We start from the raw sequence: 23,309 nt of genomic DNA, 5'->3' as shown, positions 1-23,309 counted from the left end.
CTTCGGACGACGCTTTCCAAACGGCTGTCGAGCAGAGTGTTCGAAAATCTCTTCGAGAGCCAGATTCTGCGCGCTTCGAGCATGTCACCATCAATCCTGCCGAAAAAACCGCATGTGGACGGGTCAATGCCCGGAACGGATTCGGCGGGTTCACTGGTTTTCAGTGGTTCTCATATCGAGATGGCATCGTAACGCATGCTGACGATCCTGATACGAAAGAGTTTCAGGATTCGTTTAAAATTTGCATGGATACCGCGACTAAACGAGCCTTGGAATGTGCCGAAACGATTAAGCGTGGTGGCAGCACAAGCTGCCTCAAGCGACCCGTTCGGTAATGATCCGGAACAACTGAAACCGATCACTACTCACGGCCAGATTGGCCAACCGAAAGGGCGTCGCGATTGCGGCGCCCTTTTCGTTTTCACGAAGGGGGTTTGAATGCAGCAGCTTATCGCCTCGCTTGTCACCTCGATGAGCGTGAAGGATGCTGCGTTCGAGTCCGGCATGAAGGCCGCCAGTGCGCGTGCCAAAAAGACCGAACAGGATCTGGAACGCTCGACCGACAGCATGGGCAATGCGGTCGAGCGCGCGGCGGACCGCATCAATACCGCCATGATCCAGGCGGGCGAAGCGGTTGCGTCGGTCGGTCAGAAAGTGACGCGCGCGGGTGTGGCGCTGACCGCCGGCATTACGGTGCCATTGGCACTGGTCGGCAAGCGCAGCAAGGATACGGCGGCCGATTTCGAGACCGCAATGAACCGGGTGCAGGCGGCAATGCTCGACGCCTCGCCAGCCCAGCTACAGCAGCTATCCGATACGGCAATGAAGCTGGGGCCGGCGATGGGCCGTAGTTCGATCGAGGCGGCCGGCGCGATCGAGATGCTGGCCAAGAACGGCATGTCGGCGGCAGCGATCCTGAACGGCGGCCTGACGGCAGCAATGCGGCTCGCGGTGGTCGGGCAGACGGAACTGGCGGGCGCGTCGGACCTGACGACCGACATCCTCGCCCAGTTCACGAAAACGAGCAGCGATCTGCCTGATATCGTCAACAAGGTGTCTGGTGCGCTCGACGTGTCGAAGATGGGGTTCGACGATTATCGCCTCGCGATCGGTCAGGCCGGCGGTGTTGCCGGCGGGCTGGGCGTACCGTTCGAGGATTTGAACGTTGCGCTGGCAGCAACCGCGTCGACCTTCGCCAGCGGGTCGGACGCCGGCACCAGCTTCAAGACGTTCCTGACCAGCCTGAACCCGGTGTCAAAGGAAGCCGCCGGGATGATGAAGCAACTCGGCATCGAGTTTTTCGACGCCACCGGCAAGGCAAAGCCGCTGACCGAGGTCGCGGAAATCCTGCGGCAAAAGTTGAGCGGACTTTCAGACCAGAAACGCCGTGACGCGCTTACGACGATGTTCGGCTCGGACGGGATGCGGACTGCCATCGCGTTGATGAACCAAGGTGCCGCCGGCATCGAGCGCTATCGCGGGGCTATCAACAAGGTGACCGCTGATCAAAAGATGGCGGTTCTGCTCGAAGGGGATGCCGCCGCCAGCGCGCGACTGGCGACCGCGATCGAGAACCTGTCAATCAAGCTGGGGCAAGTCCTGCTGCCGGTGTTCGCGGCGGTCAAGAACGCTGCTGCTGCCGGGCTGCAATGGCTGGCCGATCTGCCGGCCGCGTTCCACTACGCGTGGATTGCCGCGGGCCTGTTCGCTGCATCACTCGGCCCGGTGCTGATCGCCATGGTCACGCTGTCGAAGATGGCGCTGCCGTTATTTGCGCTTCGTCTGGGCGCCATCCCTGTTGCCCTCGCCGCGATCATCAATCCCATGGGATTGGTCGTCAGCCTGATGGGCAGGCTCGCATTGCAGGCCGGTGCCGCAACCATGGTGGGAATGCTCGGTACGCGTCTGATCGCGCTTGCCGGGCCGCTCGGGGTCGCCATCTCGCTATTGACACTGCTGTGGCCGCTGCTGTTCCGGACGGCGACTGCATCGGATGCTGTGCGCAAGGCGCAGGATGCCGCGAACAAGACCTTGGACCTAGCCCGCGAACGGTCGTTGCAACTGGCAACCGCGACGGGTCAGTTGCGCAAGGAACTCATCGCCAAGGCGAAGGCCGATGGTCAACAAGCCGTCGCTTCACTGAAAGCTGCCGCTGCCGATATGGTGAAGGCTCGCGCGGCTTTGGCACGTGCAAAAGCGGAGCGCGCCTCGATCGAATCAATCGCCGCAGCGCAGGGCGGCACCGCGCCGGGTGCGGTCGGTTCGTCCATGCGTCAGCGCGCCGATGACCGGATCGCCCAAGCGGAAGCTGATCTGCGCGGCCAGATGGAGGTCGTAAAGACCTACAATGAAGGCGTGCGCGGGATCATCGCCGATATCCGCAATGCCACGGCGCAGGACACCGGCACGTCTAATCCCAACTTCGGCGGCGGCGATAGTCCGAAGTCCGACCGTTCGAGCGGGCCAAAGGGTAAGACCGCCGAGGACCGTGCGCGCGAGCAGGCCCAGTATCAGGATGAACTGGGTCGCATCCGGGTGGCAACGCTGGAAGCGACCGCCGACCTGACCGGCGCAATCACTGCACGGTACGATGCGGAGATGGCGGCGATCGAGGAAGAGCGCGCCTCCTATGCGCGGTCGGTAGCGCTCGACGATGGTCTGAACGAGGCGAAGCGTGCGGCGCTGATCGCGGCCAAGGAAGGCGAACTGGCGCAGAAAGAGGGGTTGGCCGAACAGCGGCGGTCGGCGGCTTTGGCGCAGGAACGGTACGATCTGGGCAAGGCGTCGAACGAAGCTGCGCAGGAAACCGTCCGGGCCGAAATGGACCTTGCCGACAGCGCGTCCGCGCGACGGGCGGCAGCGTTGCGACTGCTTGATCTGCAACGTCGGCAGGAGGAAGCGGACCTTGATCTGATCATGGCCACGGAAGCCACGTCCAGCACAGCATGGTCGAACGCACGCGCCCGCAAGGACCAACTCGACGCGATCTATGGTCAGCGGCAGCAACAGGCGGAACGGGACAACGAAGGTCCGATGGACGCCTATCGCCGCGATCTGAACCGGTCGGCGGCGGCGGTGAACGAATCGATCGAGAGCATTCAGGTCGCTGGGTTCGAAAAGCTGAACGACTGGATGGCCGATGCGGTGATGGGCGCGGACGATCTGGCGAAGTCGTTCCGCGACATGACATCGTCGATCATCCGCGATCTGGTGCGCATCGTGGTGCAGCAACAGTTGATCAAGCCGCTGGCAAACATGCTGGGCGGCGGTGGTGATGCTGGTGGCGGTTTCTTGCGCGGGCTGCTCGGCGGTGCCAAGGGCGGCGGTGCCAGTCTGGTCTCAACCGGGGAATCCATCGATATGGGTCCGAATTTTGGCGGCTTGGGCGGGCTGTTCGGCAAGGGTTGGAACGTGTTTTCCAAGCTCGGTTTCGGCGGCGGCAAGGCGTCGGGCGGCCGGGTCGGACCGGGCAACTGGTACATGGTCGGCGAACATGGACCGGAACCGTTCGTGCCCGATAGCGCCGGCACGATCCATCCGAATAGAGCTTTGCGCGGCGGACGCGGTGCGCCGCCCGTTGTCGAACTGATCGTGGGCGAAGGAAAGACGTTCGAATCGCGTGTCGAGGCGATCAGCGGTAACGTCTCGATCCGCACCACGCGCGCGGCGACCGCGCGCCAGCAGATGCGGGCGCGGCAGGCGCTGTAATGCAGACGCTTCCTGATCATATCGCGCCGAACGGCGCCACGCCGGCGCTTGTCGATCGCGGCGGCGTGCTGCGCGGCGCGAGCGCGATCCGTGTCGACCGGCTCGGCAGTCATTACAAGCTGGCGGTGACGCTGCCGCCGCTGTTCGAGGTCGATGCGCGCGTCGTTGTGTCGCGGCTGATCCGGGCGAAGCGGCAGGGATTGCGAATGCCGTATCCACTGCTGTCGATCGACCAGTCGTTGTGCGGGCCGGCGGTGGTCGACGGTTCGGGACAGTCCGGATCGTTGCTGGCGGTGCGCGGCCTCTTCCCGAACGTGGCGATCCGGGAAGGGTATTGGCTATCGATCGAGGACAGTGACGGTCAGCATTACCTGCACAATGTCGGCGCGAATGTCGTCGCTGATGGCAACGGCCGGGCGGTGCTTTCGGTCGAGGATACCATGCTGCGTCGGCCTTTCGCGGACGGGTGCCGGGTTCATCTGGCGCGGCCGATGATCGAAGGGCTGGTTGACGGCGACGAATTCGCCTGGGGGCTGGCGGTGGACCATCGCAGCGAAATTCAATTCACGATCGAGGAGGCGGCATGATCATCAAGATAGTGGATGCGCCTATCGTCGCGGGCGGCAAGGCAATGATGCTTTGTGCGGACAACGGCGAAGTGCTTGGGAAGCAGGTCCTATGTGACCTGCACCAAACGACCGAAGGTGCCGAACTCACGGTACGCTTTATCGTCGACGGCGAAGAGTTGCGGTTCGACTGATGGAGCGGATTACGCTGGTCGGCCTGATGAAGCTCGAACTGCCGGGCCGTGATGTGCTGCTGTGCGACGGCGGCTTCGTAGTGTTCGGCGGCGAGACCTATCAGTCCGACGACGACACGTTCGGCACGGTCGCGGGATTCGAGGCGCTGACCGAAGGGACCGGCGATGAACTGCCCGCCGGCACCGTCACGTTCCTGCCCCGCGACATTTCGGCAGCGATCGACCTGTCGCGGCCGGGGTATCAGGGCGCGCGGCTGCGCATGTGGATTGGGGAAGTGGACCCGACGACGGGAACGCTGATCGGGTCGCCGGACCTGATGGCCGACTGGCAGACAGACAAGACGGTGCTGAAGCGCAACACCGGCACCCGGTCGCTCGACATGGTGTGCGTTACGCGGTCGCAGCGGCTGCTGGTGCGCAACGACGGCAACGCCATGTCGACCGCCGCGCATCAGCGCGTGTTTCCGGGCGAGCGCGGGCACGACAACGCGGTCGGCATGGATATCGACGTGGCGTGGGGCGTGAAGGCGCCGCCGCGCGGGGTGCAGGGCGCATGAACCTGCACGACCGCGCGGTCGCTACGGCAGTGGTCGTCGACAGGTTCCGCCGCCGCCCGTTCGGGTGGAACGGCGGCACCTGCATTCACCTCGCGCGCGCCCAGATGCGGGCCATGGGGCATCGACCACCGTCGATCCCCCGTTTCCAGTCGGCGGTCGGCGCGCGGCGCGCACTGGCGGCGACAGGGCATGAAGATATCGGGTCGCTGCTCGACACGATGTTGCCGCGCATCGTGCCGGCGCAGATGTGGGTCGGCGATCTGGCAATGGTGCCGAGCGAAGATGGGCTGGGCGCGCTGGCCGTCGCGGACGGCGGCGGCACGCTGTTCATGTACCATGCCGGTGCGGAATGGCTCGCGAACGTCAAGGATGCGATGACAGATGTCGTCGCGGCGTGGCGGCTATGAGCCAAGCCTTGAAGGTCGTTGGCACGATCGCAGGCGTCGCCGCGCTGATCCCCGGTCCACATCAACCCATCGCGGCGATCGTGGCGGTCGCGGCCAATGTCGGCGCGCAGCTGACCGCCAAGAAGCCGCCCGCCCAGACCGGGCAGTCCAATCGCACGACGATCGGGGCCAACCAGCCCCGCCCGTACCTGATCGGCGAGACCTATTATGCCGGCAACCGCCGGCACTGGACCGGCTATGGCGGCAAGGTCGGCGGGGTCGAGAATCCGTATCTGCTGATGGTCGATGTCTATTCTGGCGCGGGGCCGGTCGAAGGCTTCGTCGCGCCGTATCTCGATTTCGTGCAAGTCGGCCTGTCGGGTAATGCCGCTACCGGCTATGCCGCCAATCACCTGTACCTGTACCATCAGGCGGGGCAGACGCCGGAGCCGCAGGCGCTGCCGGTCCATTGGACGACGGCACCGGGTTGGGGACCGGATTACGGCCTGTCCAGCTATGCGGCGATATCGTGGTGTCTGCGGTTCGATGAGGATGGCAAGCGCTTCTCGGCCGGCATCCCGGCAACCGGAGCGGTATGGCGCGGGGTGAAGGCGTATGACCCGCGTAAGGACAGCACCTATCCCGGCGGAAACGGCGCGCATCGATGGGCCAATCCGTCTGACAAGGCAGCGTTTGCGGCGGCGAAGGCAACGTGGGAGTGGACCCGCTGCCCCGGCCTGCACGGGCTGCGCTATGCGCTGGGCACATGGGAGCGCGACGAAACCAATCCGGCCGCTGCCTATCTCAAGACGTTCGGGGTCGGGATACCGATCGACGGCATTCGTGTCGCTGATTTCGTCGCGCTCGCCAATGTCTGCGACGCCAATGGCTGGACGGTCGATGGCGTCATCAGCGAGCCGGGCGACCGCGACGCCAATCTGAAGCGCATCCTGCAAGCGGGCGGTGCCGAGCGGTGCTGGGTCGGCGGGCTGCTGGGCCTGAAGTTGTCGGCACCGCGCGTCGCGCTCGACACGATCACCGAAGCGGACCTCGCGAATGACGAAGTCGAGGCCGGCACGATGCAGGGCTGGGAACAGCGGGTCAACACGCTGACACCGAAGTATCGGTCACCCGACCACAAGTGGGAGATGGTCCCCTCCACTCCGGTTACAATCGCAGCCTATGTGGAGGAGGACGGCGAAGAGAAGGGCGATGAGCGCGAATATGTGTTGGTCGATAACGCCGATCAGGCGGCGCAGCTTGCCGCCTATGAACTGCTCGACGCGCGCGAACTCGGCGAAATTGTCCTGACGTGCAAGCCGCGCTTGCGGCGGTATGGGCCGGGCGATCTGCTGATCGTCGATCTACCCGACGATGGCCTGACAGAGCAACCATGCGTCGTGCTGCGGCGGACGTTCGATCCGGTCAGCATGACCGTCGAATTGATCCTGCGCGGCGAGACGCCGTCGAAGCACGCCTTTGCGCTCGGCCGCACCGGGACCGCGCCGCCGACCCCGGCGCTGGGCGGGACCGAAGCCTATGACGCAGCGGTCCCGTCGTCCGCGCCGCCGCGCGCGGCCTATCTGATCATCCGTCAGTCCGTCGCCTATCCGGTCGACGGCGACGATACGACGATCACGATCGAGGCGTTCAACGCGACGATCGACGACGGCCGCACCCTCAGCTTTCCGGCGCAGACGATCAGCGGGGTCGATCCGGCATCGACCTATATGGTGCTGTGGGATTTCGAGGCGGAGGCGTTCGTCGCCGTCTCCTCGCCCGCGCTCGCCGAGGTCGCGTCCACCCGCTACGTCATCGTCCGTGAATGGACGACGGCCAACGCCGACGGCACCTTCCCGCCGACGACGACACCACCCGGCGGCGATGGCGGTGGAGGCTATGGCGGCGGCGGATGCCCGATCGTCACCGCGCGCATCCTGCTGGCGAATGCCGACCGCACGGGGCCGGGCGATACGATCGAGGCCGGCCGGATCGAGGCAGGCATGTGGGTGTGGGCGCAACGCGAGGGCGAAGCGGGCACGCCAGCTTGGGGCGCCTATCAGGTCACGATGGCACGGACTTTTGCCAGCCCGCTGTGTGCCGTCGCTGGTCGCCCGCTGACCTCGCCCTCGCACCTTTGGTGGGATCGGGGCTGGGTCCGGTCCGCGACGATCGGCACTCCGGCCGGTGACGGCAAGGTGGTGGCGCTGACCGTGTCGACGGCCGCGACCTATGTGCTGGTCGGCGACGATGGCCGCTGGTGGTTGAGCCATAACAAGCGCGCGGACGCGGCCGAGGCATGAAGGAGACCACGCCGCGCATCCAGCGCATCTATCTCCGCTTCTCCTATCCCGGCGACGGCAATGTGAAGCTGCACGCGTCGTTGACGCCGCCGGATTATGACGAACCGCTGTTGGTGCTACTGTCCAGGGGCGTCATGCCGATGGGCCAGCCTTTCTCTGTGCTGATGGTCAGCGACCCTTCGCAGAACCCTGCCTTGCGCGGCACGGCGGCGACGGTTCGGGTCGGGACGGTGAGTGCTGGTCCGGCCGGATCGGCCCCGAAGGTCGCGAACAGCGGCAGCGAGAGCGCGGCGGTGCTGGACTTCACGCTGCCCGTCCCGCGCGACGGCACGAACGGCCAGTCGGCCTACGAGATCGCTCGCGCGCTCGGCTACGGCGGGACCGCGACGCAGTGGCTGACGACGCTGGTCGGCGCCGATGGCAAGTCCGCCTACCAGCTGGCACGCGAGGCAGGCTATGGCGGCACGATGACGCAGTGGCTGGCGACGCTGGTCGGGCCACCCGCTACGACGCTGCTCGGCACCGTCACCCTGACAGAGACAGCCACCACCGTCGCGATCAGTGCCGGCACGCGGCGGCTGTCGATCGCGACGCCGGAATCGTGGGGCGTGAAAGCCGGTGACGATCTGGTCGTCGCTCCGGTTTCGGTCCCATCGGGCTATGCCACGCATGATGTGACCGTGACCGCGCCCAACCTGATCAGCGTCGGCCTGACCGCGCCGCTGATCGCGATCGGCCAAAAATATTCGATCCAGTGCCGGTTGCGACGCTTCAACTGACTTCGGAGATATCGATGGACATCAACCCATGAGGCCGGTGCGCTACGACCTTCGTGCCAACCGCTACGTGCCCTTCGTGCAGAGCTTCGACCTTGAGGGGTACGATCTGACGGCGCCGGGCGCTGCCCCTTTCTTTGCGGCGCAAATTCGCTCGCCGCAGAGCGTGGTCGTCGCCGATGACGGTCCGACCGAGCCGGTCGTGAATCTGCCGCTGGTCACGACGGACGATACCGGGATCAGGATCATGGGCGTCCGCACGGAAAACGGCGTGCCGACGACGACCATCCGTCTCTTCATCGATCAGCTTGCCATGAAAGCGCTGCCACGGACCGGTGAGCCGGGGGACGACGTGCGGCTTGTCTGGGATCTGCAATTCGCGTCGGTGAGCGTGGTCAAGGGCTACCTCCTCTTCGGCGACTTCCTCGTGCTGGAAAGGGCGACGTACACATGACACCGGTGCTGCGGATACAGGACGACAGGGTGGTTCTTCGGCCCGAAGGGCTGCCGTTGTCGGCAGAAATCAGCCAGATCGCAGCGGCAGCGGGCCAGTCAGCCGGCGCAGCCGCAATCGACGCGGCGGCGGACCTCGGCGACAGCTACAACCTCTTCGACAAGGATGCAGTCCGTGTGGATGCGGAGGTGCAGTATAACGGCGGCCTGTATGTCGCGGGGGACAGCGTCACATCGGCGGCGATCGACGTAAGTCGCCTTCCGGCAGGCAGCAAGCTGACGATCAGCGGGTTGGCAGCAAACCCGGCGCTCGCCCGGGTCTGGGCGTTCTATTCCGACGAACCGCTTGCCACCAACGCGCCAGAACCGAACCTGATTTCCTATGTGACAATTCCCGGAAACGGGCCTTTCACGGCCACGCTTCCCAACGGTGCGAAGTCGACGCGGGTGTCGGTGCGTCAGCGTCAGCCCGGTGCCGGTTCCTTCGCCGGCGTCCAGATCGAGCGAGGAGACAAGGCGACCGCGTTTCAGCCATATGCTCCGCGGATCATCGGCTTCAACGGGCGACCGATCGGCGCAGCGGCATCAGAGCCGTCGCCCGGCCCCGATACCTCGGTCGGCGTCGTCGCGATCTTCGGAGACAGCATCACCGCGACCGAGAATGTCGAGGCCGGGCAGTATGTCTATGGATCGGGGTGGAGCAAGAATTGGCCGGACTTTGCACTGCCAATGCTTTCGCCGACCAGCGCCTACAATTTCGCTCGCGGTGGCGCGGCATTCGGAAATTACAGCAGCGCAGTCCCGTGGCAGCGCTTTCACCACCAGCTTGACGTGGCCTTCGCGCAGGGCTTCACGCCGGACTGTGTGATTGTGGCACTGGGTGTCAACGATCTGCGGATGCAACAGGACAGGCTCGGCAGCTACGACACCGCCATGGGCAAAGCGTACAATGCGTTGGACTTGACCGTGTCGATAGAGGCCGCACGTGCAGGCTTCTATCGCCTTCAACAGCAGTGGCCCGACGCCGTGAAATTCGTGTCGCTGCCCTTGCAACAGGCCCAGTTGGACGGCCCGACCTTGCAGACGTGGAATGCACTGATCGCGCGCATGGCAGCGCGGTACGGGTTCACTGTCATCGACGCCTTTTCGGAAGCCGGGATCGTCTCGGACTTCGAGGTCAGCGGCGCGCGGGGGCGCGACTTGGTGGATGGCCTCCATACCGGTGAACGATTCAACGATGCAAATCCGTCCGGCAGGCGCAAGCAAGGGCGACTGATCGCCGCGCGCGTGCGGGCGCGATTGGGGCTGTGACCGCCGCGATCGTCTGGCCCGCCTGACCTAACCTCGAAAGGACTGATCGTATGATGACGCTCGCACGGGCGCGCTGGGGCGCGTCCGCATGATTTCGGTCGCCCATGCCAAAAGCTATGCCGCGCAGGCGGTCGCCGATGGCCCCGCCACGGTCGCGCCGCCCAGCTTCGACGGGCAAGGTTGGCTGGTCGTCATCAACCTCGCGGTGATGACTGCCGCGCTGGTGCTGGCGACGATGATGGCGGTCGACCTGATCCGTCATATCTGGCGGCGGCGGGGCATCGACAAGCTATGCCATCCCGTGACGGTCTGGCGGGGCATGGTGCTGTGCTTTGCCACCGGCATCGCGATCCGGTCTGGCGGGGCGGCCATGGTGCTGTGGGGCTGGAACGCAAAAGACCCGGCCGGCACCGGTACGCTGTTGCTGTTGCAGCGGCTGATGGACCCGATCGCGGTTGCGTTCGGCCTGTCCGGTCTCGCGCTCGCCTACATGGCCGCGCCGGGCATGGTGATGCAGCTTCGCCGCAAGCCGCACCCGGTCGATTTCTGGACCGCGCTGCCATTGCTGAAGCGGCCAGCGTGGATCGTCCTCTTGAGCCTGCTCGCGGCGCTGGGCGTGGTGGCGACGCGATGATGGGGAAAGCGGGGGTAACCTTGGGCGCGGTGGTGCCCGTGGCGGCGGCGATGGGACAGGACAAGGGGGCGACGGTGGCTGTTTCGGTTCCGACCGTCTGGCATTTTCTCGGCTATCCGTTCGAGGCCGGCAGCATGATCGCCGCGATCTGCGCCTGCATCGCGGTGCGCTTCTACGTCGTCCAAACCGATCGCAAGGCGCACCGCTGGACGGTCGACGTGCCTGTGTCGGCGCTAACGCTGCTGTTCACCGCCGGCATGGTCATCTCGCAGCGGCCGGAGCCGCTTTGGGCGCTGATGACCGGGACCGGGATCGGCGCGCTGGGCGCCGGCATCATCTCGATCGCGCTGACGTGGGTGCAGCGCGCCACCGGCCCGTTCGCGCCGGGGCCGAAGGCCGACTGATCTTCCGCCGCCGGGCGCGGCATTCCTGAAAGGCAAAGCAATGGCAATCACCCTGGGGCCGCGTTCGCGGTCGCGGCTCGAACGCGTGCATCCCGATCTGGTCCGCGTCGTGGAGCGCGCGGCGGCGATGGCGGAGGCGCGCGACGACTTCACCGTGCTGGAAGGGGTTCGCACGAAAGAGCAGTGCTTCGTCAATTTCGGCAAGGGCCGGACCGAGGCGGAGTGCAAGGCGGCGAAGGTACCGGCGAATTACGCGTCCCCGCGCGTCGGCAAGGTGACGTGGCTCGGCAACCCGCTGGCGTCAAAGCATTATCCCCGCCCGGACGGCTATAGCCATGCGGTCGACCTCGCGCCGTTCCCGATCGACTGGAACGACCTCGCGCGTTTCGACCGGGTCGCCGCGCTGATGCTCGACGCCGCGAGGATCGAGGGCGTGCCGATCCGCTGGGGCGCGGACTGGGATCGCGACGGCAAGCCGCGCGAACGGGGCGAGACCGACAGCCCGCATTTCGAACTGGACCGATGATGGTCTGGGTCACGCTGTATCTGCTGGTCGCGGTGGTCGCCTTCGCATGGCTGCTGAACGATAAGTCGGCGGATACCCCGCGCAGCACCGTCGTCGTGATCGCGCTGGGCTGGCTACCGGCGCTGGCGCTGATCCTGCTGATGGTCGCCGTCTCGCTGACGATCGCGCTGTGGCAGCGCGTGGGATGCCGGTGATGGTGGGCGCACTCGCCCTGTTCCGCCGGGTCTGGTGGCTGGTGCCGATCGCGGCGCTGGCGGCGGGGTGGTGGTGGACCGATCGCCAGCTTGCCGACGTGCGGCTGACCCTCGCCCGCGAACGGCAGGTCTGGACGCAGGACCGGGCCGAGGCCGAGAAGGCCAAGCTGAAGGCGGAGCGAGACGCCGCCAATCGCGTCGCTGCGGCGGCGATGTCCTACGCCGATCGGCTCGCCAACCGCGCGCCGATCATCCTCGAAAGCACGAACACCGTGAGGGAATATGCCCAGACTGATGCTGGTCGCGTGCGCTGTCGCGCTGCTGACCGGGTGCAAGCAATCGATCTGCTCGACACCCGCCTTGCCGAAGCTGCCGCCGCCCCCGGTCGCCGCGACCGAGCCGTGCCGGCCGACGCCGCAGCACCGGCAAGCGGACGGTAGCGCCACGGCGGCCGACGACGACGCCACCATTCGCGACGGCCGATTCGATCTGGCCGCCTGCGACGACAAACGCCGCCTCGCGATCGACGCGTGGCCCACTGCCCCTGACATGGAGAAGAAGTAGATGGCACGATATCCACGCCGGTTCGGTAGCCCTGCGGCGCGGGCGCAGTCGCGCGCGGCGTTCACGGCACTGGGCGGATTCCTGCCGGTGCTGGGCGCGGCCCTGTCGTCGGTGATCGAGAGCAACACGGTCACGTTGTCGGGGCTGGTCGGATCACCCGCGCTGACGATCAACGGCGGGCAGTATTCGAAGAACGGCGCAGCCTATTCCAGCGCGGCGACCACCGTTACGAACGGCGACACGCTGAAGCTTCGCGTTACGTCGTCGGCGACTGCCGGTGCTACTGCCAGCGTGGTTGCGACGATCGATGGCAGCGCCCGGACGTTCGCCGTAACGACGGCAGCGGCAACTGGAACGCCTACCCCGTCGCCGACGCTGACGATCAGCGGCACGCCTGCAGCGGCCATGGTCGGTGGTAGCGACGCGTTCACGCCGACGATCAGCGGCGGCACTGCACCCTACACCCTCTCGCTGGCTAGCGGCACGCTCCCGCCCGGGCGCGCAGTCAACGGCTCGGCGCGCACCGTCACCGGCACCTACACGACCGCCGGCACGTACAGCTATGTCCTGCGGGCAACGGATTCGGCGGGCGCCGTGGCGAACCTGACCGTCAATCTGGTCGTGCAGGCCGCGCAAGCCCTAATCCCGTGGACCCCCGCCATGATTGGCGTGGACGAGCTTTACGACGCCTCGGTCGCGTCCTCGATGCTGAACAGCGCTGGCACACAGGCGCAACCGGGCGAAGGCGTTGCGACGTGGCAGAGCCAGACCAGCAATGGTCGGACCGCCGCGCAAGGCACCGCAGCCGCGCAGCCGATCTTGGGCGCAGATGCTGACCGGTCGCCCAACGGCGTACGTCCGTTGACCTTCCGGGGTGCGCAGTTGCTCCCGACAGCGGCTCGCCCCAGTCAGCTACTGCGCTATACGGTCTTCGGAATCTTTCGTTTCAAGGGTGGCGTGAGCGGTACGCGATATGTCGTGGGCGCACCTGGGGGGGCCTACAACCTCCTTCAGTCGTCGTCTGCCACGGCGGGCGGCGTTCGAGCCTTCATCACGTCGCAGGATATCGAGACCAGCACGGAAGAGCGTTTCCGCTCGTTCACCCAGAACGTTCAGGACACAGGCCTGACCTTTACCGCCCTTCAAGGACGGGAAGAAACGTTCAACACCACCGCTAGCGGCAAGGGCTTGCTGACTGGTGAACGGCTCGTCCTAGGCGGCACAGCCAGCGGCACGCCCAGCGGCATGTTTGATGCTTTCGGTTGGGGTTTGGTTCCGTTGAACGTTGGGCGCGCCAATGAGCAGCGGATGCAGGGCTATCTAGCACATCTCTACAGCCTTGCAGCCGAAGTTCTGGACGCAAACCACCCATACCGCGCGGCACCGCCTATGGTCCCGGCGGGCACGACCTCGACGCTCGATTGGATCGAACTTCCGGCGGTTGCTGCGCCTCGACAGGCGTTCCTCGGCGGCATGACCGAGTTGCAGGCCGATAGCTACAATCGGGGGGTCGCCCCGCCAACGGACAATAGCCTACCGTGGGGCTTTCCGTTCTCGCTTACTACAGCGGAGCGGGCGCGCCTGAAGGCAGAGATGTACGGACCGGTTCCGATCATCATGTTCACCCGATTTCCGAACGGCTTCGGATATCGTGGTTTCCGGAACATCGATTCGGCTACTGGACTCGCAAAGAACATTGGCGAGCGCTTCTCCGGCCAGAATGAAGCGGTTCGTGACTTGCACTCGAACGTAGCACCGCTCGGTGGTGGACTCATTCCAGGTGTCTGGTCACCTCCGCCGTACTGGAAGACGACGAGCACGTATGGATTCGGGCGCCTCTGGGCTGGTGGTACCTATGCCCGAGACGTATCGCTCGACAGCATTAGGACTTCTGATCCGACGCAATTCGCGGCGCAAATCGAGGCGCTAGCCAGCGCGCAACTCGACGACCTTGAATATCTACACGTAAACGTCGCTCCGGTTCGCGGGTATGAAGGGCCGAACGAACCGATCTCGGATGTCGACAACTTCTACGGCACCTGCCAGATGTCTGCTGCCGAGTACCGTGCGCTGATTCGCGCGGTCATTCCGAAGATTCGGAACAGTGCCGTGCTGTCGACTTACAACGGGCAGCCGAACTTTGTCATGCTTTCCGGCGAAAGCTACAAGGGATATGATAACGCCGGTACCACCTTCACCGACCCTAGCCTGCTCGCGACCGGCAAAACTGTTCTTGCCGAAATGTCCTACCAAACCTTTCACGAGATCCCCTCGATTTACCAGAACCCGGATTATATTCGGACCCGTTCGTGGGACTGGATTGCATCAGGACGCGGCAAGCCAAGTGTTGTCAATGAGATGTGGTTCAAGCCGGGCGAATACACCGATGCGGAGCGCTTCTCCCGCGTCTGCACATGGCAGCTGCACCAGCTAAATCTGGTCCGCGCTCCGATCGTCCTTCCGATCATTCACGCTATGAAAGACATTCCGGTCAACAACGCAGCACATGATGCGATCGGGTATCCGCTCGCCCACATGCGGCTCCCTGCACCCTACGGACAGGACCCGTCGACTCCCGGGGATTTCGATCCGTCGATTCCTTACGGCGCCTTCAAGTTCGTCAAGCCGAACTGGCACGGGGCGCTCTTTGTGCTGGGCAATATCCCGGTCGGCTCGGTCATCCGCAAAGTCGACCTTCCGCAAGGCGTGAGCGGTATCGCCGCTGTCGGTACGATCGTCGGCGGCAAGCGGCGGATCTTGGTCGTGAACTGGGCAGCAACGGCAACGACACTCATGACGACGCTTGGGTCGAACGCCACGTACAACGTGTTCACCTACACTGCGACCGATGCGGCAGTATCGGCCGGGAGTGTCAGTGGGCCATTGTTGTCGATGACATTCGCACCGTATACCGCCTACGTGATTACAGAGGCTTAGAATAAACTTACGATCCTAACATACTTGGTGGTAATGGGCCTCGTCGAGCCGGGGAGGCTCATTACCGCCGGGGGGCATATGAAGACTGCGGTCAAGCAGCGCGTCGAATGGATCGACGTAGCTAAAGCTATGTCGATTTTGATGGTCACGATGTTGCACGTCGGCCAGCTTGCGCAGGCGGCCGAGATCAACGTTGGACGTATCGTGGAGTTAAATGCGTTCTTGGCGCCGATCCGAATGCCGCTGTTCTTCGCGGCATCGGGCGTCTTCGCCGGGTCGGCCTTGCGGAAGTCGTGGTCGGATTTGCTACGCCATAAGGTGGCGCTCTTCGTCTGGCTGTTCGTCATCTGGACGTGCGTACGGTGGGGCTTCTGTGCTGCCGTGCTGCCCAACCCGGACAACCCCAACGAGGGAACCTATCTGTCCGAAATTGGCTGGGCGCTGCTGATGCCCACGACCGGCCTCTGGTTTCTCTGGTGCCTCGCGATCTTCTTCGTCGTGGCAAAAGCCCTTCGGCAATTCGATGCTCGTCTCACCGTGGGTTTGGCGGTGATCGTATCCGTCGTGTCACTTATGATCGCTGATGCCCCTGCACAGGCCGGCGAAGATGGGCTGCTTGCGAATCTCGCTCACCGCAATTCCCTGCGGTATTTCGCATTCTTCTACGGTGCGGCGATGTTCCCGGACATCGTGAAGCGGTTGGGAACGTGGAAGATGGCACCGGGCGTGATCGCCATGCTTGCGTGCTTCACGGTGTTCTACGCGCTCACGAAGATCGCGCCGACCCCGATCGCCGCGACCGCGCGCTTCGCGGCCTCGATTTCCGGTGTTGCCCTCCTTTTCCTCTGCGCCCGCCCCCTTGATGCTTTCGGACCAACCAGCAGGGCGCTTCGCTATCTTGGCCTGAACACACTGCCAATCTACGTCGCGCAGGTGCCGTTGATCGTGATCTACCTTGAGGTGCTGGAGGTGACCGGCATCGCAACCATGCGGGGCGTGTCCAATCTAATCGTGCCGACCGGCGTGCTGCTGGTCGTGGCGGGGACGCTGCTCCTGCGCGACCTGCTGATCCGTCTTGGCGCAGGCGTGATGTACCGCTTGCCGCGCTTCGAAACTGCGAGGCCGGAACAGGCAGCCGCGTAATCGAACAGCGGTAACCCAGCGCGGCCCGGTCCGAATAATGCACCGCGCAAATACCTGACCGTTTAAGATAGATTGCAGCTTCTAAATAGCGCCCGGCCACCCTTCGTGGTCGGGCGTTTTTGCGCGTCCATTTGACGCGAAGAATGCCCGTCAGCGGTGGCGCATTACCGCGCTGACGCCGCATCGGTGACGCGCGGGCGTCGCCGTTCCCTCCGCTTGGAGAAAAGCGAATGCTCACGAACGCCTTTTCGGCGCGGCTGTCGGCCGTGCTGCTGATGCTCTGTGCCTGCGTCATGCCGGTCAGCGCCATTGCCCAAACTGCAACGGGCAGCATCGTCACCAGTCCCGTCCTGATCCCCGACAGCAATAAGGATGGCGTGATCAAACTCGACGGGTGGGCGCTGAAGGTCAGCCCCAAGCTGCCACGCAAGACGACCGTCCATGGTCCGTGCCCCGGCCTGCCGGATTTCAGCTATCGCGTGCGGCAGGCGTGTGCCGAAGTTACCGCGCCACCCGTGATCGAGCCGCCCGTCGTGACGCCGCCTGCACCGCAGCCCGATCCGGTCCCGAGCGATATCGTCACCAAGATGCTGCCCGAAGGCGGCGTGGCGATCCAGCGTCCTAGCTTCAGCGTCGCCTTCGGTCCGGACGGCAGTCTCGGCACCACCCAGAATGTCGGCACGCCTTTCCTGACCGATGCGAAGAACGGTTTCCTCCGGCTATCGATGTATACCGGCAAGGGCGACGACGTGCTGCTGCAAGGCCGATCGCAGGATATCGCCGGGCTCATCGTCAACGGCCGCTATTATGTTGCCGGCCTGCTGCACGGCTATCGCCAGATGCGGGGCGTCTTCACCGATCCCTTCACCTTCGTGGGCGAGACGGTCGATACGACGAAGAGCGTGCCGACCCCGGACGGGATCAAGATCGTCCAGCGGGTTGCGGTCGAGGGCACGACGCTGTCTTACCGGGTGCGGCTGACCAATGCGCGGTCGGTGCCGGTGTCGGTGACGTATTTCCGATCGGAAGACCCCGACACCGCCGCCAGCTTCGCGACCCAGAACCGGGTCGTCTCGCAAGGGCGCTGGGAAGCGGGCATGACGACTGGCGAGACCTATTTCATCGAGACGACCGATGCCAGGGCCTATGCCTCGACCAACCCGTATGACAAGGCACAGGTGACCGGCACGCGGCGCGAGGTCGGGTACAACGTCAAGGCCGATCTGACCCTGCAACTGGTGTGGCCGGCGGTGCTGCTGGCGCCGGGTGAGTCGACCGAGGTGACGTTCCGGCAGGGGTTGAAGTAACCGAAACGCGTCTGTTCAAGGGGTTGGACAGACGCGTTTGTTCTGCCAATGTTCCGTTTATGTGGGGCGGACCGGAATCAACGATGGCGCATCTGGCGCTGGCGATCCTGCGGGACGCCGCGTGGAAGAAGCCGGAGGATTTGGCTGGACTGCGGCTCGCCCTGCGGGTGCTGGGACATTGTGGGGTCAGCACGAAGGCGCTGGCGGCCTTCTGGGAATGCGCAGCGTTTCCCCGCGACACGAATTACATGCATCGCGGGCCTATGTACGATCGGCTTGTCCGGTTGGCGCGCGACATAGGGTATGATGTGGCCGGCGAGTATGTGCCGTGCAATGGTTGGAGCATGTGCAATCATTATCGCATGACCGCTTCGCGCGCGATGCTGCTGGAACGCTACGGCGTCCAGCCCGGCTATATGAGCCATGACGATCTGCCGGCACCCGATGTCTTTCCCAAGCGGAAGGCGGTGGTGATCGAGCACAATCGGACCAGCGGTTTCCGCACCGCGTCGATGCCGGACTGGGGGTTCCCCCGCAAGATGCGTGGCGCCAGCGGCAAGGTCATCACCAGTCATGTGACGAACGTCCGCAATCTCGATAGCCAGTTCTGGCGGTCGTCGCTTGAGGACGCCCGGAACCGCTGTCTGGTGCCGGTTACGTCTTTCAGCGAATATGGGCCGGGGCCGAAAGGGCAGCGCCCGCTGTTCTGGTTCGATGTGCCCTCACGACCAATCTTTTCGTTCGCGGGGATCTGGCGGATGACGCCGGCCGGAGCGGTGTTCGCGTTCCTGACGACCGAGCCGAACGAAACCGTGCGACCAATCCATCCGAAAGCCATGCCGGTAATCCTGCACGATGAGGATGAGGAACGCTGGCTGACCGCGCCGATCGCGGACGTGATCGATCTGGTCGCGCCCTATCCGTCGCAGTTGATGTCAGTGAAGCAGGCCGCGCAGGCCGGACAAGAGGGCGGCGACGGAGAGGGCGACGATAACGGTCGCCTCGATCTGTAGCAGCGTGATGCGCGGTCGTTTCATTGGAGTATCCGACGCAGTCCAAATGCGTGCGGTAACCTTGCGGTAAAACAGCGTGATCTGGCTAGTCTGTTCCTGATCCGTACGGCTTCGATCGGCACGAAAAACCGCAGAAATTGGCGTTTCCGGCGCTACAGCATTTCGTTGACATCGCAGGGGTCGCAAGTTCAATCCTTGCCGCGCCCACCATTTAGAAAGCCGCCGACCCCCGGGTTGGCGGCTTTTTGCTTGTTCGGGCCGCAATCGAACGTCGAATATTTCAGGCAGGCGCATCTCGCGTTTCTCTCTCGGCGCGAACCGACTTTCCCTTTGCGCGTTCGCGTAAATCCAAATCCGTCCCCACCAATGTTGCCGTCCCGTTCCGCCGTGCCCATATTCCCGCGCATGGCGATCATGATCCGCACCGACCTGTCCGAGCCGGAAACCGGGCAGACCTTCATCCCCCACCGCCCGGCGCGCCCGGACAAGGTGGATGCGGGCAAACGCTTCGTCATCAAGTCCGATTACCAGCCCGCCGGCGATCAACCGACCGCGATCCGCGAACTGGTCGCGGCGGCGCGGGCGGGGGAGAAGGATCAGGTGCTGCTCGGCGTTACCGGGTCGGGCAAAACCTTTACCATGGCGAAGACCATCGAGGAATTGCAGCGGCCGGCGCTGATTCTCGCGCCGAACAAGATACTTGCGGCGCAGCTGTACGGGGAGATGAAGTCATTCTTTCCCGACAATGCGGTCGAATATTTCGTCAGCTATTACGACTATTACCAGCCCGAAGCGTACGTCCCGCGCTCCGACACGTACATTGAAAAGGAAAGCTCGACCAACGAGGCGATCGACCGGATGCGGCACTCGGCGACGCGATCGCTGCTGGAGCGCGACGACGTCATCATCGTCGCGTCGGTGTCGTGCCTCTATGGTATCGGATCGGTCGAAACCTATTCGGCGATGATCTTCGACCTGAAGAAGGGTGACGTAGTCGACCAGCGCGAGATCGTGCGCAAGCTGGTCGCGCTGCAATACAAGCGCAACGACGCCGCGTTCCAGCGCGGCAATTTCCGCGTGCGCGGCGACAGTCTCGAACTCTTCCCCTCGCACTATGAAGACAGCGCGTGGCGGATCACCTTCTTCGGCGACGATATCGAGGAGATCACCGAATTCGACCCGCTGACCGGCAAGAAGATCGCCAATCTCAACTCGATCCGCGTCTATGCGAACTCGCACTATGTGACGCCGGGACCGACGCTGAAACAGGCGGCGGAGGCGATCAAGCATGAGCTGGCCGAGCGGCTGAAGGAATTGGTGATGGAGGGCAAGCTGCTGGAGGCACAGCGGCTGGAACAGCGCACCAATTTCGATTTGGAAATGATCGCCGCCACCGGGTCGTGCGCGGGGATCGAGAATTACAGCCGTTTCCTGACCGGGCGCCTGCCCGGCGAACCGCCGCCCACATTGTTCGAATATCTCCCCGAGAACGCGCTGCTGTTCGTCGACGAAAGCCACCAGACGATCGGCCAGATCAACGGCATGTCGCGCGGCGACCACCGGCGCAAGATCACGCTGGCCGAATATGGCTTCCGGCTACCCTCGGCGATCGACAACCGGCCGCTGCGTTTCAACGAATGGGACGCGATGCGCCCGCAGACCGTCTGTGTCTCGGCGACCCCCGGCGGCTGGGAGATGGAGCAGACCGGCGGCGTGTTCAGCGAACAGGTGATCCGCCCGACCGGCCTCATCGATCCGCCGATCACGATCCGCCCGGTCGAGGAACAGGTCGACGACCTCATCCACGAGGCGAAGGAGACGGCGAAGCTCGGCTATCGCACGCTCGTCACGACGCTGACCAAGCGCATGGCCGAGGATCTGACCGAGTTCATGCACGAAGCCGGCCTCAAGGTCCGCTACATGCACTCGGACGTCGAGACGCTGGAGCGTATCGAACTGATCCGCGACCTGCGCATGGGGGTGTATGACGTGCTGGTCGGCATCAACCTGCTGCGCGAGGGGTTGGACATTCCCGAATGCGGGCTGGTCGCGATCCTCGACGCCGACAAGGAAGGGTTCCTCCGCTCCGAAACCTCGCTGATCCAGACCATCGGCCGCGCCGCGCGCAACGTCGAGGGGCGCGTGATCCTCTATGCCGACCGGATGACCGGCAGCATGGAACGCGCCATCGCCGAAACCGACCGACGTCGCGAAAAGCAGCGCGAATATAACGAACTGCACGGCATCACGCCGACGACGATCAAGCGCCAGATCGGCGACATCATCGCCGACGTTGCCTCGCGCGATCAGGTAACGGTCGAGATCGACGAGGATCGGCCGCACATGGTCGGCCACAATCTGCGTTCGTACATCGAAAGCCTAGAAAAGCAGATGCGCGAGGCGGCGGCGAACCTCGAATTCGAGACTGCCGGGCGGCTGCGCGACGAAATCCGGTCGCTGGAGAACGAGGAACTCGGCCTGCCGGCCAGCGAGCACAAGGCGCCGATCATGGGCCGTTCGAACGAGGGCAAGCCCGGCACGCGCAAGACCCGCTATGGCAAGCAGAAGGCGATACGCATGGCCGGCGGCGGGGGAAGGCGGCGGTAGCGGCGCTGGTTGCGTCGGTCCACCGGGCGTTCGTCGCTCCCGCGCAGGCGGGAGCCCATACACGCTGTCGTTGCGCATCCCGCCGAAACGTCAGCGGTTATGGATTCCCGCCTGCGCGGGAATGACGATGGCCCAACGTTCGTCAGCCCGGCATAGGCCGGGATCCATTGTGTCGGGCGCTCTCGACTTCATCGCGACCTTTCCCGATCCACGGATTCCAGCCTTCGCCGGAATGACGGCAGGAGTGGAGATCGCGCACGCCGCCCCTTCCCGGTTGAGGCCGCCGGCCGCATCGCCCATAAGGTGGCGATGCGTATCAAGTTCCTAGCCCCCGCTCTCCTGCTGGCCGGGTGCGTGCCGCCCGGTGCGCCGCCCGCGCCCGAAACCGTGCCGTCGCCGACGCCCCGACCCGCCGCGGTCACACCGACCCCGGCGCCGGTCAGCGACTGGCGCGATCTGCCGCGCAGCCCCGGCGACTGGCAATATCGCGGCCTCGGCACCGGATCGGCGGCAAGCTACGGCGTGCGCGGTGCGGCACCGGTCGCGACGCTGACCTGCAACCGCAGCGGCCGCCAAGTGACGATGATGTTCGCCACCCTGCGCCCCGCCGCCGGCACGGTGACGATCCGCACAACCAGCACCCAGCGCAGCCTGGCCGTCCAGCCGATGGCGGGCGGCGTCGGCGTGGCGCTGCCCGCCAGCGACAAGCTGCTCGACGCGATCGGCTTCAGCCGCGGCCGCTTCGTGGTCGAAGGGGCGGGGATCGGGCGGCTGGTCCTGCCGGCCTGGGCCGAAGTGCTGCGCGTGACCGAGGATTGTCGCGGCTGATGCGCGCGCTCGCGCTCTGGTCGCTGGTGCTGCTGGCGGGCTGTTCGAGCGAACCGCCGCCAGCGCCGCAACCGACCACCAGCCCGACGCCGACCCCACGCCCGACCCCGTCGCCACGCGCGCTCAAGCCCGGCGAGCTGCCGACGCCTGAACTCGACGGTGCGACCCCGCTGGCCGGCGACTGGCGCTATCAGGCATCGGCAAGCGGCAGCGCGGTGCGCTACGAATCGAACGGCGGTGCCTCCTTTACCGTCCGCTGCGACCCGCAGGCCAGGCGCATAATCTTCGGCCATCCGGGGCAGGGCCGAACGATCCGCCTGTATGTCGCCGATGCCGCCGCGACCTTCCCGACGCAGACCGTCGACGGCGCGGCCGAAGCGGCGGTCACCACTGGTCAGACCTTCCTCGACGCGCTTGCCCGTGCCGACACCATCGGCCTGCAGGTCGATGACGGCGCGGTCGCGCAGTTGCCGGGCGACAAGGCGATCGGAACGGTGGTGCAGGGGTGCCGGCCGGGGCTTCGCTGACTCGGGGCAAGGCCGCGAAGTATGGCGGAAACATTGCGCAATACAAGTCTTGTACGTTGCCCCGCGATGCACCAGATTCGGGGTGCGCACCGATCGGTGCGTAACGGCTTTAACTAGCGAAAGGAGGTGATCCGATGTCTCATGGTTCAGCAGTGGGTTCGGTTCAGTTCGTTCGGGAGACGCGCCGCTAACGCGTGAGGCCGCGTGCGGGGGGTATCCTCCCCCAGTCAACGCTGCGGCAACAACCATGCGGCTCGCATGGTCTCCCGGGCTGGAGCTTCCGGCCGCTGACCATGCTTGAGGTCGCCGGGCGTCGAGAGACCCCGGCGGCCTCTTTCATTTCTGGGGAATGCGCTGCTTCTTCTCCCCTC

General features: G+C 64.8%; 23 protein-coding genes. 22 read left to right on the top strand and 1 reads right to left on the bottom strand.

Annotation, left to right across the window (positions count from 1 at the left end; genetic code table 11):
- Positions 1-195 precede the first annotated feature (195 nt).
- The 19 genes from ASE59_RS19635 (at position 196) to ASE59_RS08840 (ending at position 18,976) form a co-directional block, all read left to right on the top strand.
- Positions 196-438 carry a hypothetical protein gene (locus ASE59_RS19635; protein ID WP_156359976.1) on the top strand — a complete coding sequence of 81 codons (243 nt, stop codon included), beginning with the start codon at positions 196-198 and terminating at the stop codon, positions 436-438.
- The gene (locus ASE59_RS08920) at positions 439-3,708 is read left to right on the top strand and encodes a phage tail tape measure protein (protein WP_056455239.1); all 3,270 of its coding nucleotides are present in this window, start codon (positions 439-441) and stop codon (positions 3,706-3,708) included.
- Positions 3,708-4,295 carry a hypothetical protein gene (locus ASE59_RS08915; RefSeq protein WP_056455237.1) on the top strand — a complete coding sequence of 196 codons (588 nt, stop codon included), beginning with the start codon at positions 3,708-3,710 and terminating at the stop codon, positions 4,293-4,295. Before ASE59_RS08920 ends, ASE59_RS08915 begins: the two co-directional genes overlap by 1 nt.
- The gene (locus ASE59_RS19630; RefSeq protein ID WP_156359975.1) at positions 4,292-4,468 is read left to right on the top strand and encodes a hypothetical protein; all 177 of its coding nucleotides are present in this window, start codon (positions 4,292-4,294) and stop codon (positions 4,466-4,468) included. Before ASE59_RS08915 ends, ASE59_RS19630 begins: the two co-directional genes overlap by 4 nt.
- Positions 4,468-5,025, top strand: coding sequence for a hypothetical protein (locus ASE59_RS08910; RefSeq protein ID WP_056455235.1), 558 nt, complete (start codon positions 4,468-4,470; stop codon positions 5,023-5,025). The genes ASE59_RS19630 and ASE59_RS08910 overlap by 1 nt, the downstream gene beginning before the upstream one ends.
- The gene (locus ASE59_RS08905) at positions 5,022-5,432 is read left to right on the top strand and encodes a DUF6950 family protein (RefSeq protein ID WP_056455328.1); all 411 of its coding nucleotides are present in this window, start codon (positions 5,022-5,024) and stop codon (positions 5,430-5,432) included. The genes ASE59_RS08910 and ASE59_RS08905 overlap by 4 nt, the downstream gene beginning before the upstream one ends.
- Entirely contained in the window at positions 5,429-7,714 is a 2,286-nt protein-coding gene (locus ASE59_RS08900; RefSeq protein ID WP_200913202.1) for a phage tail protein, read from the top strand. Before ASE59_RS08905 ends, ASE59_RS08900 begins: the two co-directional genes overlap by 4 nt.
- Complete coding sequence (locus ASE59_RS20225; RefSeq protein WP_056455233.1) at positions 7,711-8,493, top strand: hypothetical protein; 783 nt, start codon at positions 7,711-7,713, stop codon at positions 8,491-8,493. The genes ASE59_RS08900 and ASE59_RS20225 overlap by 4 nt, the downstream gene beginning before the upstream one ends.
- A 28-nt stretch (positions 8,494-8,521) precedes the next feature.
- Positions 8,522-8,944 carry a hypothetical protein gene (locus ASE59_RS08890; protein ID WP_056455231.1) on the top strand — a complete coding sequence of 141 codons (423 nt, stop codon included), beginning with the start codon at positions 8,522-8,524 and terminating at the stop codon, positions 8,942-8,944.
- Positions 8,941-10,254 carry an SGNH/GDSL hydrolase family protein gene (locus tag ASE59_RS08885; protein WP_056455229.1) on the top strand — a complete coding sequence of 438 codons (1,314 nt, stop codon included), beginning with the start codon at positions 8,941-8,943 and terminating at the stop codon, positions 10,252-10,254. Before ASE59_RS08890 ends, ASE59_RS08885 begins: the two co-directional genes overlap by 4 nt.
- An 88-nt stretch (positions 10,255-10,342) precedes the next feature.
- A complete protein-coding gene (locus ASE59_RS08880; RefSeq protein WP_235515702.1) occupies positions 10,343-10,888 on the top strand; it encodes a hypothetical protein in 546 nt (181 codons plus the stop codon).
- On the top strand, positions 10,885-11,292 hold the full coding sequence (locus ASE59_RS08875) for a hypothetical protein (RefSeq protein WP_056455227.1): 408 nt from the start codon (positions 10,885-10,887) through the stop codon (positions 11,290-11,292). The genes ASE59_RS08880 and ASE59_RS08875 overlap by 4 nt, the downstream gene beginning before the upstream one ends.
- 40 nt (positions 11,293-11,332) lie before the next feature.
- Positions 11,333-11,818: a hypothetical protein gene (locus ASE59_RS08870; RefSeq protein ID WP_056455225.1), complete on the top strand. Its 486-nt coding sequence runs from the start codon at positions 11,333-11,335 to the stop codon at positions 11,816-11,818.
- The gene (locus ASE59_RS08865; protein WP_156359974.1) at positions 11,815-12,012 is read left to right on the top strand and encodes a hypothetical protein; all 198 of its coding nucleotides are present in this window, start codon (positions 11,815-11,817) and stop codon (positions 12,010-12,012) included. The genes ASE59_RS08870 and ASE59_RS08865 overlap by 4 nt, the downstream gene beginning before the upstream one ends.
- A complete protein-coding gene (locus ASE59_RS08860) occupies positions 12,012-12,452 on the top strand; it encodes a hypothetical protein (RefSeq protein ID WP_156359973.1) in 441 nt (146 codons plus the stop codon). Before ASE59_RS08865 ends, ASE59_RS08860 begins: the two co-directional genes overlap by 1 nt.
- 124 nt (positions 12,453-12,576) lie before the next feature.
- Complete coding sequence (locus tag ASE59_RS08855) at positions 12,577-15,513, top strand: putative Ig domain-containing protein (protein WP_056455219.1); 2,937 nt, start codon at positions 12,577-12,579, stop codon at positions 15,511-15,513.
- A gap of 78 nt (positions 15,514-15,591) precedes the next feature.
- Complete coding sequence (locus ASE59_RS08850; RefSeq protein ID WP_056455217.1) at positions 15,592-16,656, top strand: acyltransferase family protein; 1,065 nt, start codon at positions 15,592-15,594, stop codon at positions 16,654-16,656.
- 230 nt (positions 16,657-16,886) lie between these two features.
- A complete protein-coding gene (locus ASE59_RS08845) occupies positions 16,887-17,963 on the top strand; it encodes a hypothetical protein (RefSeq protein WP_056455215.1) in 1,077 nt (358 codons plus the stop codon).
- A gap of 83 nt (positions 17,964-18,046) precedes the next feature.
- Positions 18,047-18,976 (top strand): SOS response-associated peptidase, encoded by a 930-nt coding sequence (locus ASE59_RS08840; RefSeq protein ID WP_056455213.1) that lies wholly within the window; start codon positions 18,047-18,049, stop codon positions 18,974-18,976.
- Between the two features lie 188 nt (positions 18,977-19,164).
- On the opposite strand, the gene ASE59_RS19625 is transcribed toward ASE59_RS08840, so the two are convergent.
- The gene (locus ASE59_RS19625) at positions 19,165-19,392 is read right to left on the bottom strand and encodes a hypothetical protein (RefSeq protein WP_156359972.1); all 228 of its coding nucleotides are present in this window, start codon (positions 19,390-19,392) and stop codon (positions 19,165-19,167) included.
- Here ASE59_RS19625 and uvrB point away from each other — a divergent pair.
- The 3 genes from uvrB (at position 19,382) to ASE59_RS08825 (ending at position 22,938) form a co-directional block, all read left to right on the top strand.
- Entirely contained in the window at positions 19,382-21,583 is a 2,202-nt protein-coding gene (gene uvrB / locus ASE59_RS08835) for an excinuclease ABC subunit UvrB (RefSeq protein ID WP_056455210.1), read from the top strand. The genes ASE59_RS19625 and uvrB overlap by 11 nt on opposite strands.
- A gap of 309 nt (positions 21,584-21,892) precedes the next feature.
- Positions 21,893-22,411: a hypothetical protein gene (locus tag ASE59_RS08830; protein ID WP_056455208.1), complete on the top strand. Its 519-nt coding sequence runs from the start codon at positions 21,893-21,895 to the stop codon at positions 22,409-22,411.
- Positions 22,411-22,938 carry a hypothetical protein gene (locus ASE59_RS08825; protein WP_056455206.1) on the top strand — a complete coding sequence of 176 codons (528 nt, stop codon included), beginning with the start codon at positions 22,411-22,413 and terminating at the stop codon, positions 22,936-22,938. Before ASE59_RS08830 ends, ASE59_RS08825 begins: the two co-directional genes overlap by 1 nt.
- The last annotated feature ends 371 nt before the right edge of the window (positions 22,939-23,309 follow it).

This window comes from Sphingomonas sp. Leaf10, assembly GCF_001421245.1.
Taxonomy (GTDB): Bacteria; Pseudomonadota; Alphaproteobacteria; order Sphingomonadales; family Sphingomonadaceae; genus Sphingomonas.
This window is presented reverse-complemented; position numbering and strand designations above follow the sequence as displayed.

Excerpts from the sequence above, each read along its gene's own strand:
- ASE59_RS08855 (WP_056455219.1), top strand. The coding sequence starts at position 12,577 with ATGGCACGATATCCACGCCGGTTCGGTAGCCCTGCGGCGCGGGCGCAG.
- ASE59_RS19630 (WP_156359975.1), top strand. The coding sequence starts at position 4,292 with ATGATCATCAAGATAGTGGATGCGCCTATCGTCGCGGGCGGCAAGGCA.
- ASE59_RS08860 (WP_156359973.1), top strand. The coding sequence starts at position 12,012 with ATGGTGGGCGCACTCGCCCTGTTCCGCCGGGTCTGGTGGCTGGTGCCG.
- ASE59_RS08850 (WP_056455217.1), top strand. The coding sequence starts at position 15,592 with ATGAAGACTGCGGTCAAGCAGCGCGTCGAATGGATCGACGTAGCTAAA.
- ASE59_RS08920 (WP_056455239.1), top strand. The coding sequence starts at position 439 with ATGCAGCAGCTTATCGCCTCGCTTGTCACCTCGATGAGCGTGAAGGAT.
- ASE59_RS08890 (WP_056455231.1), top strand. The coding sequence starts at position 8,522 with ATGAGGCCGGTGCGCTACGACCTTCGTGCCAACCGCTACGTGCCCTTC.
- uvrB (WP_056455210.1), top strand. The coding sequence starts at position 19,382 with ATGGCGATCATGATCCGCACCGACCTGTCCGAGCCGGAAACCGGGCAG.
- ASE59_RS08870 (WP_056455225.1), top strand. The coding sequence starts at position 11,333 with ATGGCAATCACCCTGGGGCCGCGTTCGCGGTCGCGGCTCGAACGCGTG.
- ASE59_RS19625 (WP_156359972.1), bottom strand. The coding sequence starts at position 19,392 with ATGATCGCCATGCGCGGGAATATGGGCACGGCGGAACGGGACGGCAAC.
- ASE59_RS08845 (WP_056455215.1), top strand. The coding sequence starts at position 16,887 with ATGCTCACGAACGCCTTTTCGGCGCGGCTGTCGGCCGTGCTGCTGATG.
- ASE59_RS08900 (WP_200913202.1), top strand. The coding sequence starts at position 5,429 with ATGAGCCAAGCCTTGAAGGTCGTTGGCACGATCGCAGGCGTCGCCGCG.
- ASE59_RS08840 (WP_056455213.1), top strand. The coding sequence starts at position 18,047 with ATGGCGCATCTGGCGCTGGCGATCCTGCGGGACGCCGCGTGGAAGAAG.
- ASE59_RS08825 (WP_056455206.1), top strand. The coding sequence starts at position 22,411 with ATGCGCGCGCTCGCGCTCTGGTCGCTGGTGCTGCTGGCGGGCTGTTCG.
- ASE59_RS08915 (WP_056455237.1), top strand. The coding sequence starts at position 3,708 with ATGCAGACGCTTCCTGATCATATCGCGCCGAACGGCGCCACGCCGGCG.
- ASE59_RS08865 (WP_156359974.1), top strand. The coding sequence starts at position 11,815 with ATGATGGTCTGGGTCACGCTGTATCTGCTGGTCGCGGTGGTCGCCTTC.
- ASE59_RS08885 (WP_056455229.1), top strand. The coding sequence starts at position 8,941 with ATGACACCGGTGCTGCGGATACAGGACGACAGGGTGGTTCTTCGGCCC.
- ASE59_RS08905 (WP_056455328.1), top strand. The coding sequence starts at position 5,022 with ATGAACCTGCACGACCGCGCGGTCGCTACGGCAGTGGTCGTCGACAGG.
- ASE59_RS08875 (WP_056455227.1), top strand. The coding sequence starts at position 10,885 with ATGATGGGGAAAGCGGGGGTAACCTTGGGCGCGGTGGTGCCCGTGGCG.
- ASE59_RS08910 (WP_056455235.1), top strand. The coding sequence starts at position 4,468 with ATGGAGCGGATTACGCTGGTCGGCCTGATGAAGCTCGAACTGCCGGGC.
- ASE59_RS20225 (WP_056455233.1), top strand. The coding sequence starts at position 7,711 with ATGAAGGAGACCACGCCGCGCATCCAGCGCATCTATCTCCGCTTCTCC.
- ASE59_RS19635 (WP_156359976.1), top strand. The coding sequence starts at position 196 with ATGCTGACGATCCTGATACGAAAGAGTTTCAGGATTCGTTTAAAATTT.
- ASE59_RS08880 (WP_235515702.1), top strand. The coding sequence starts at position 10,343 with ATGATTTCGGTCGCCCATGCCAAAAGCTATGCCGCGCAGGCGGTCGCC.
- ASE59_RS08830 (WP_056455208.1), top strand. The coding sequence starts at position 21,893 with ATGCGTATCAAGTTCCTAGCCCCCGCTCTCCTGCTGGCCGGGTGCGTG.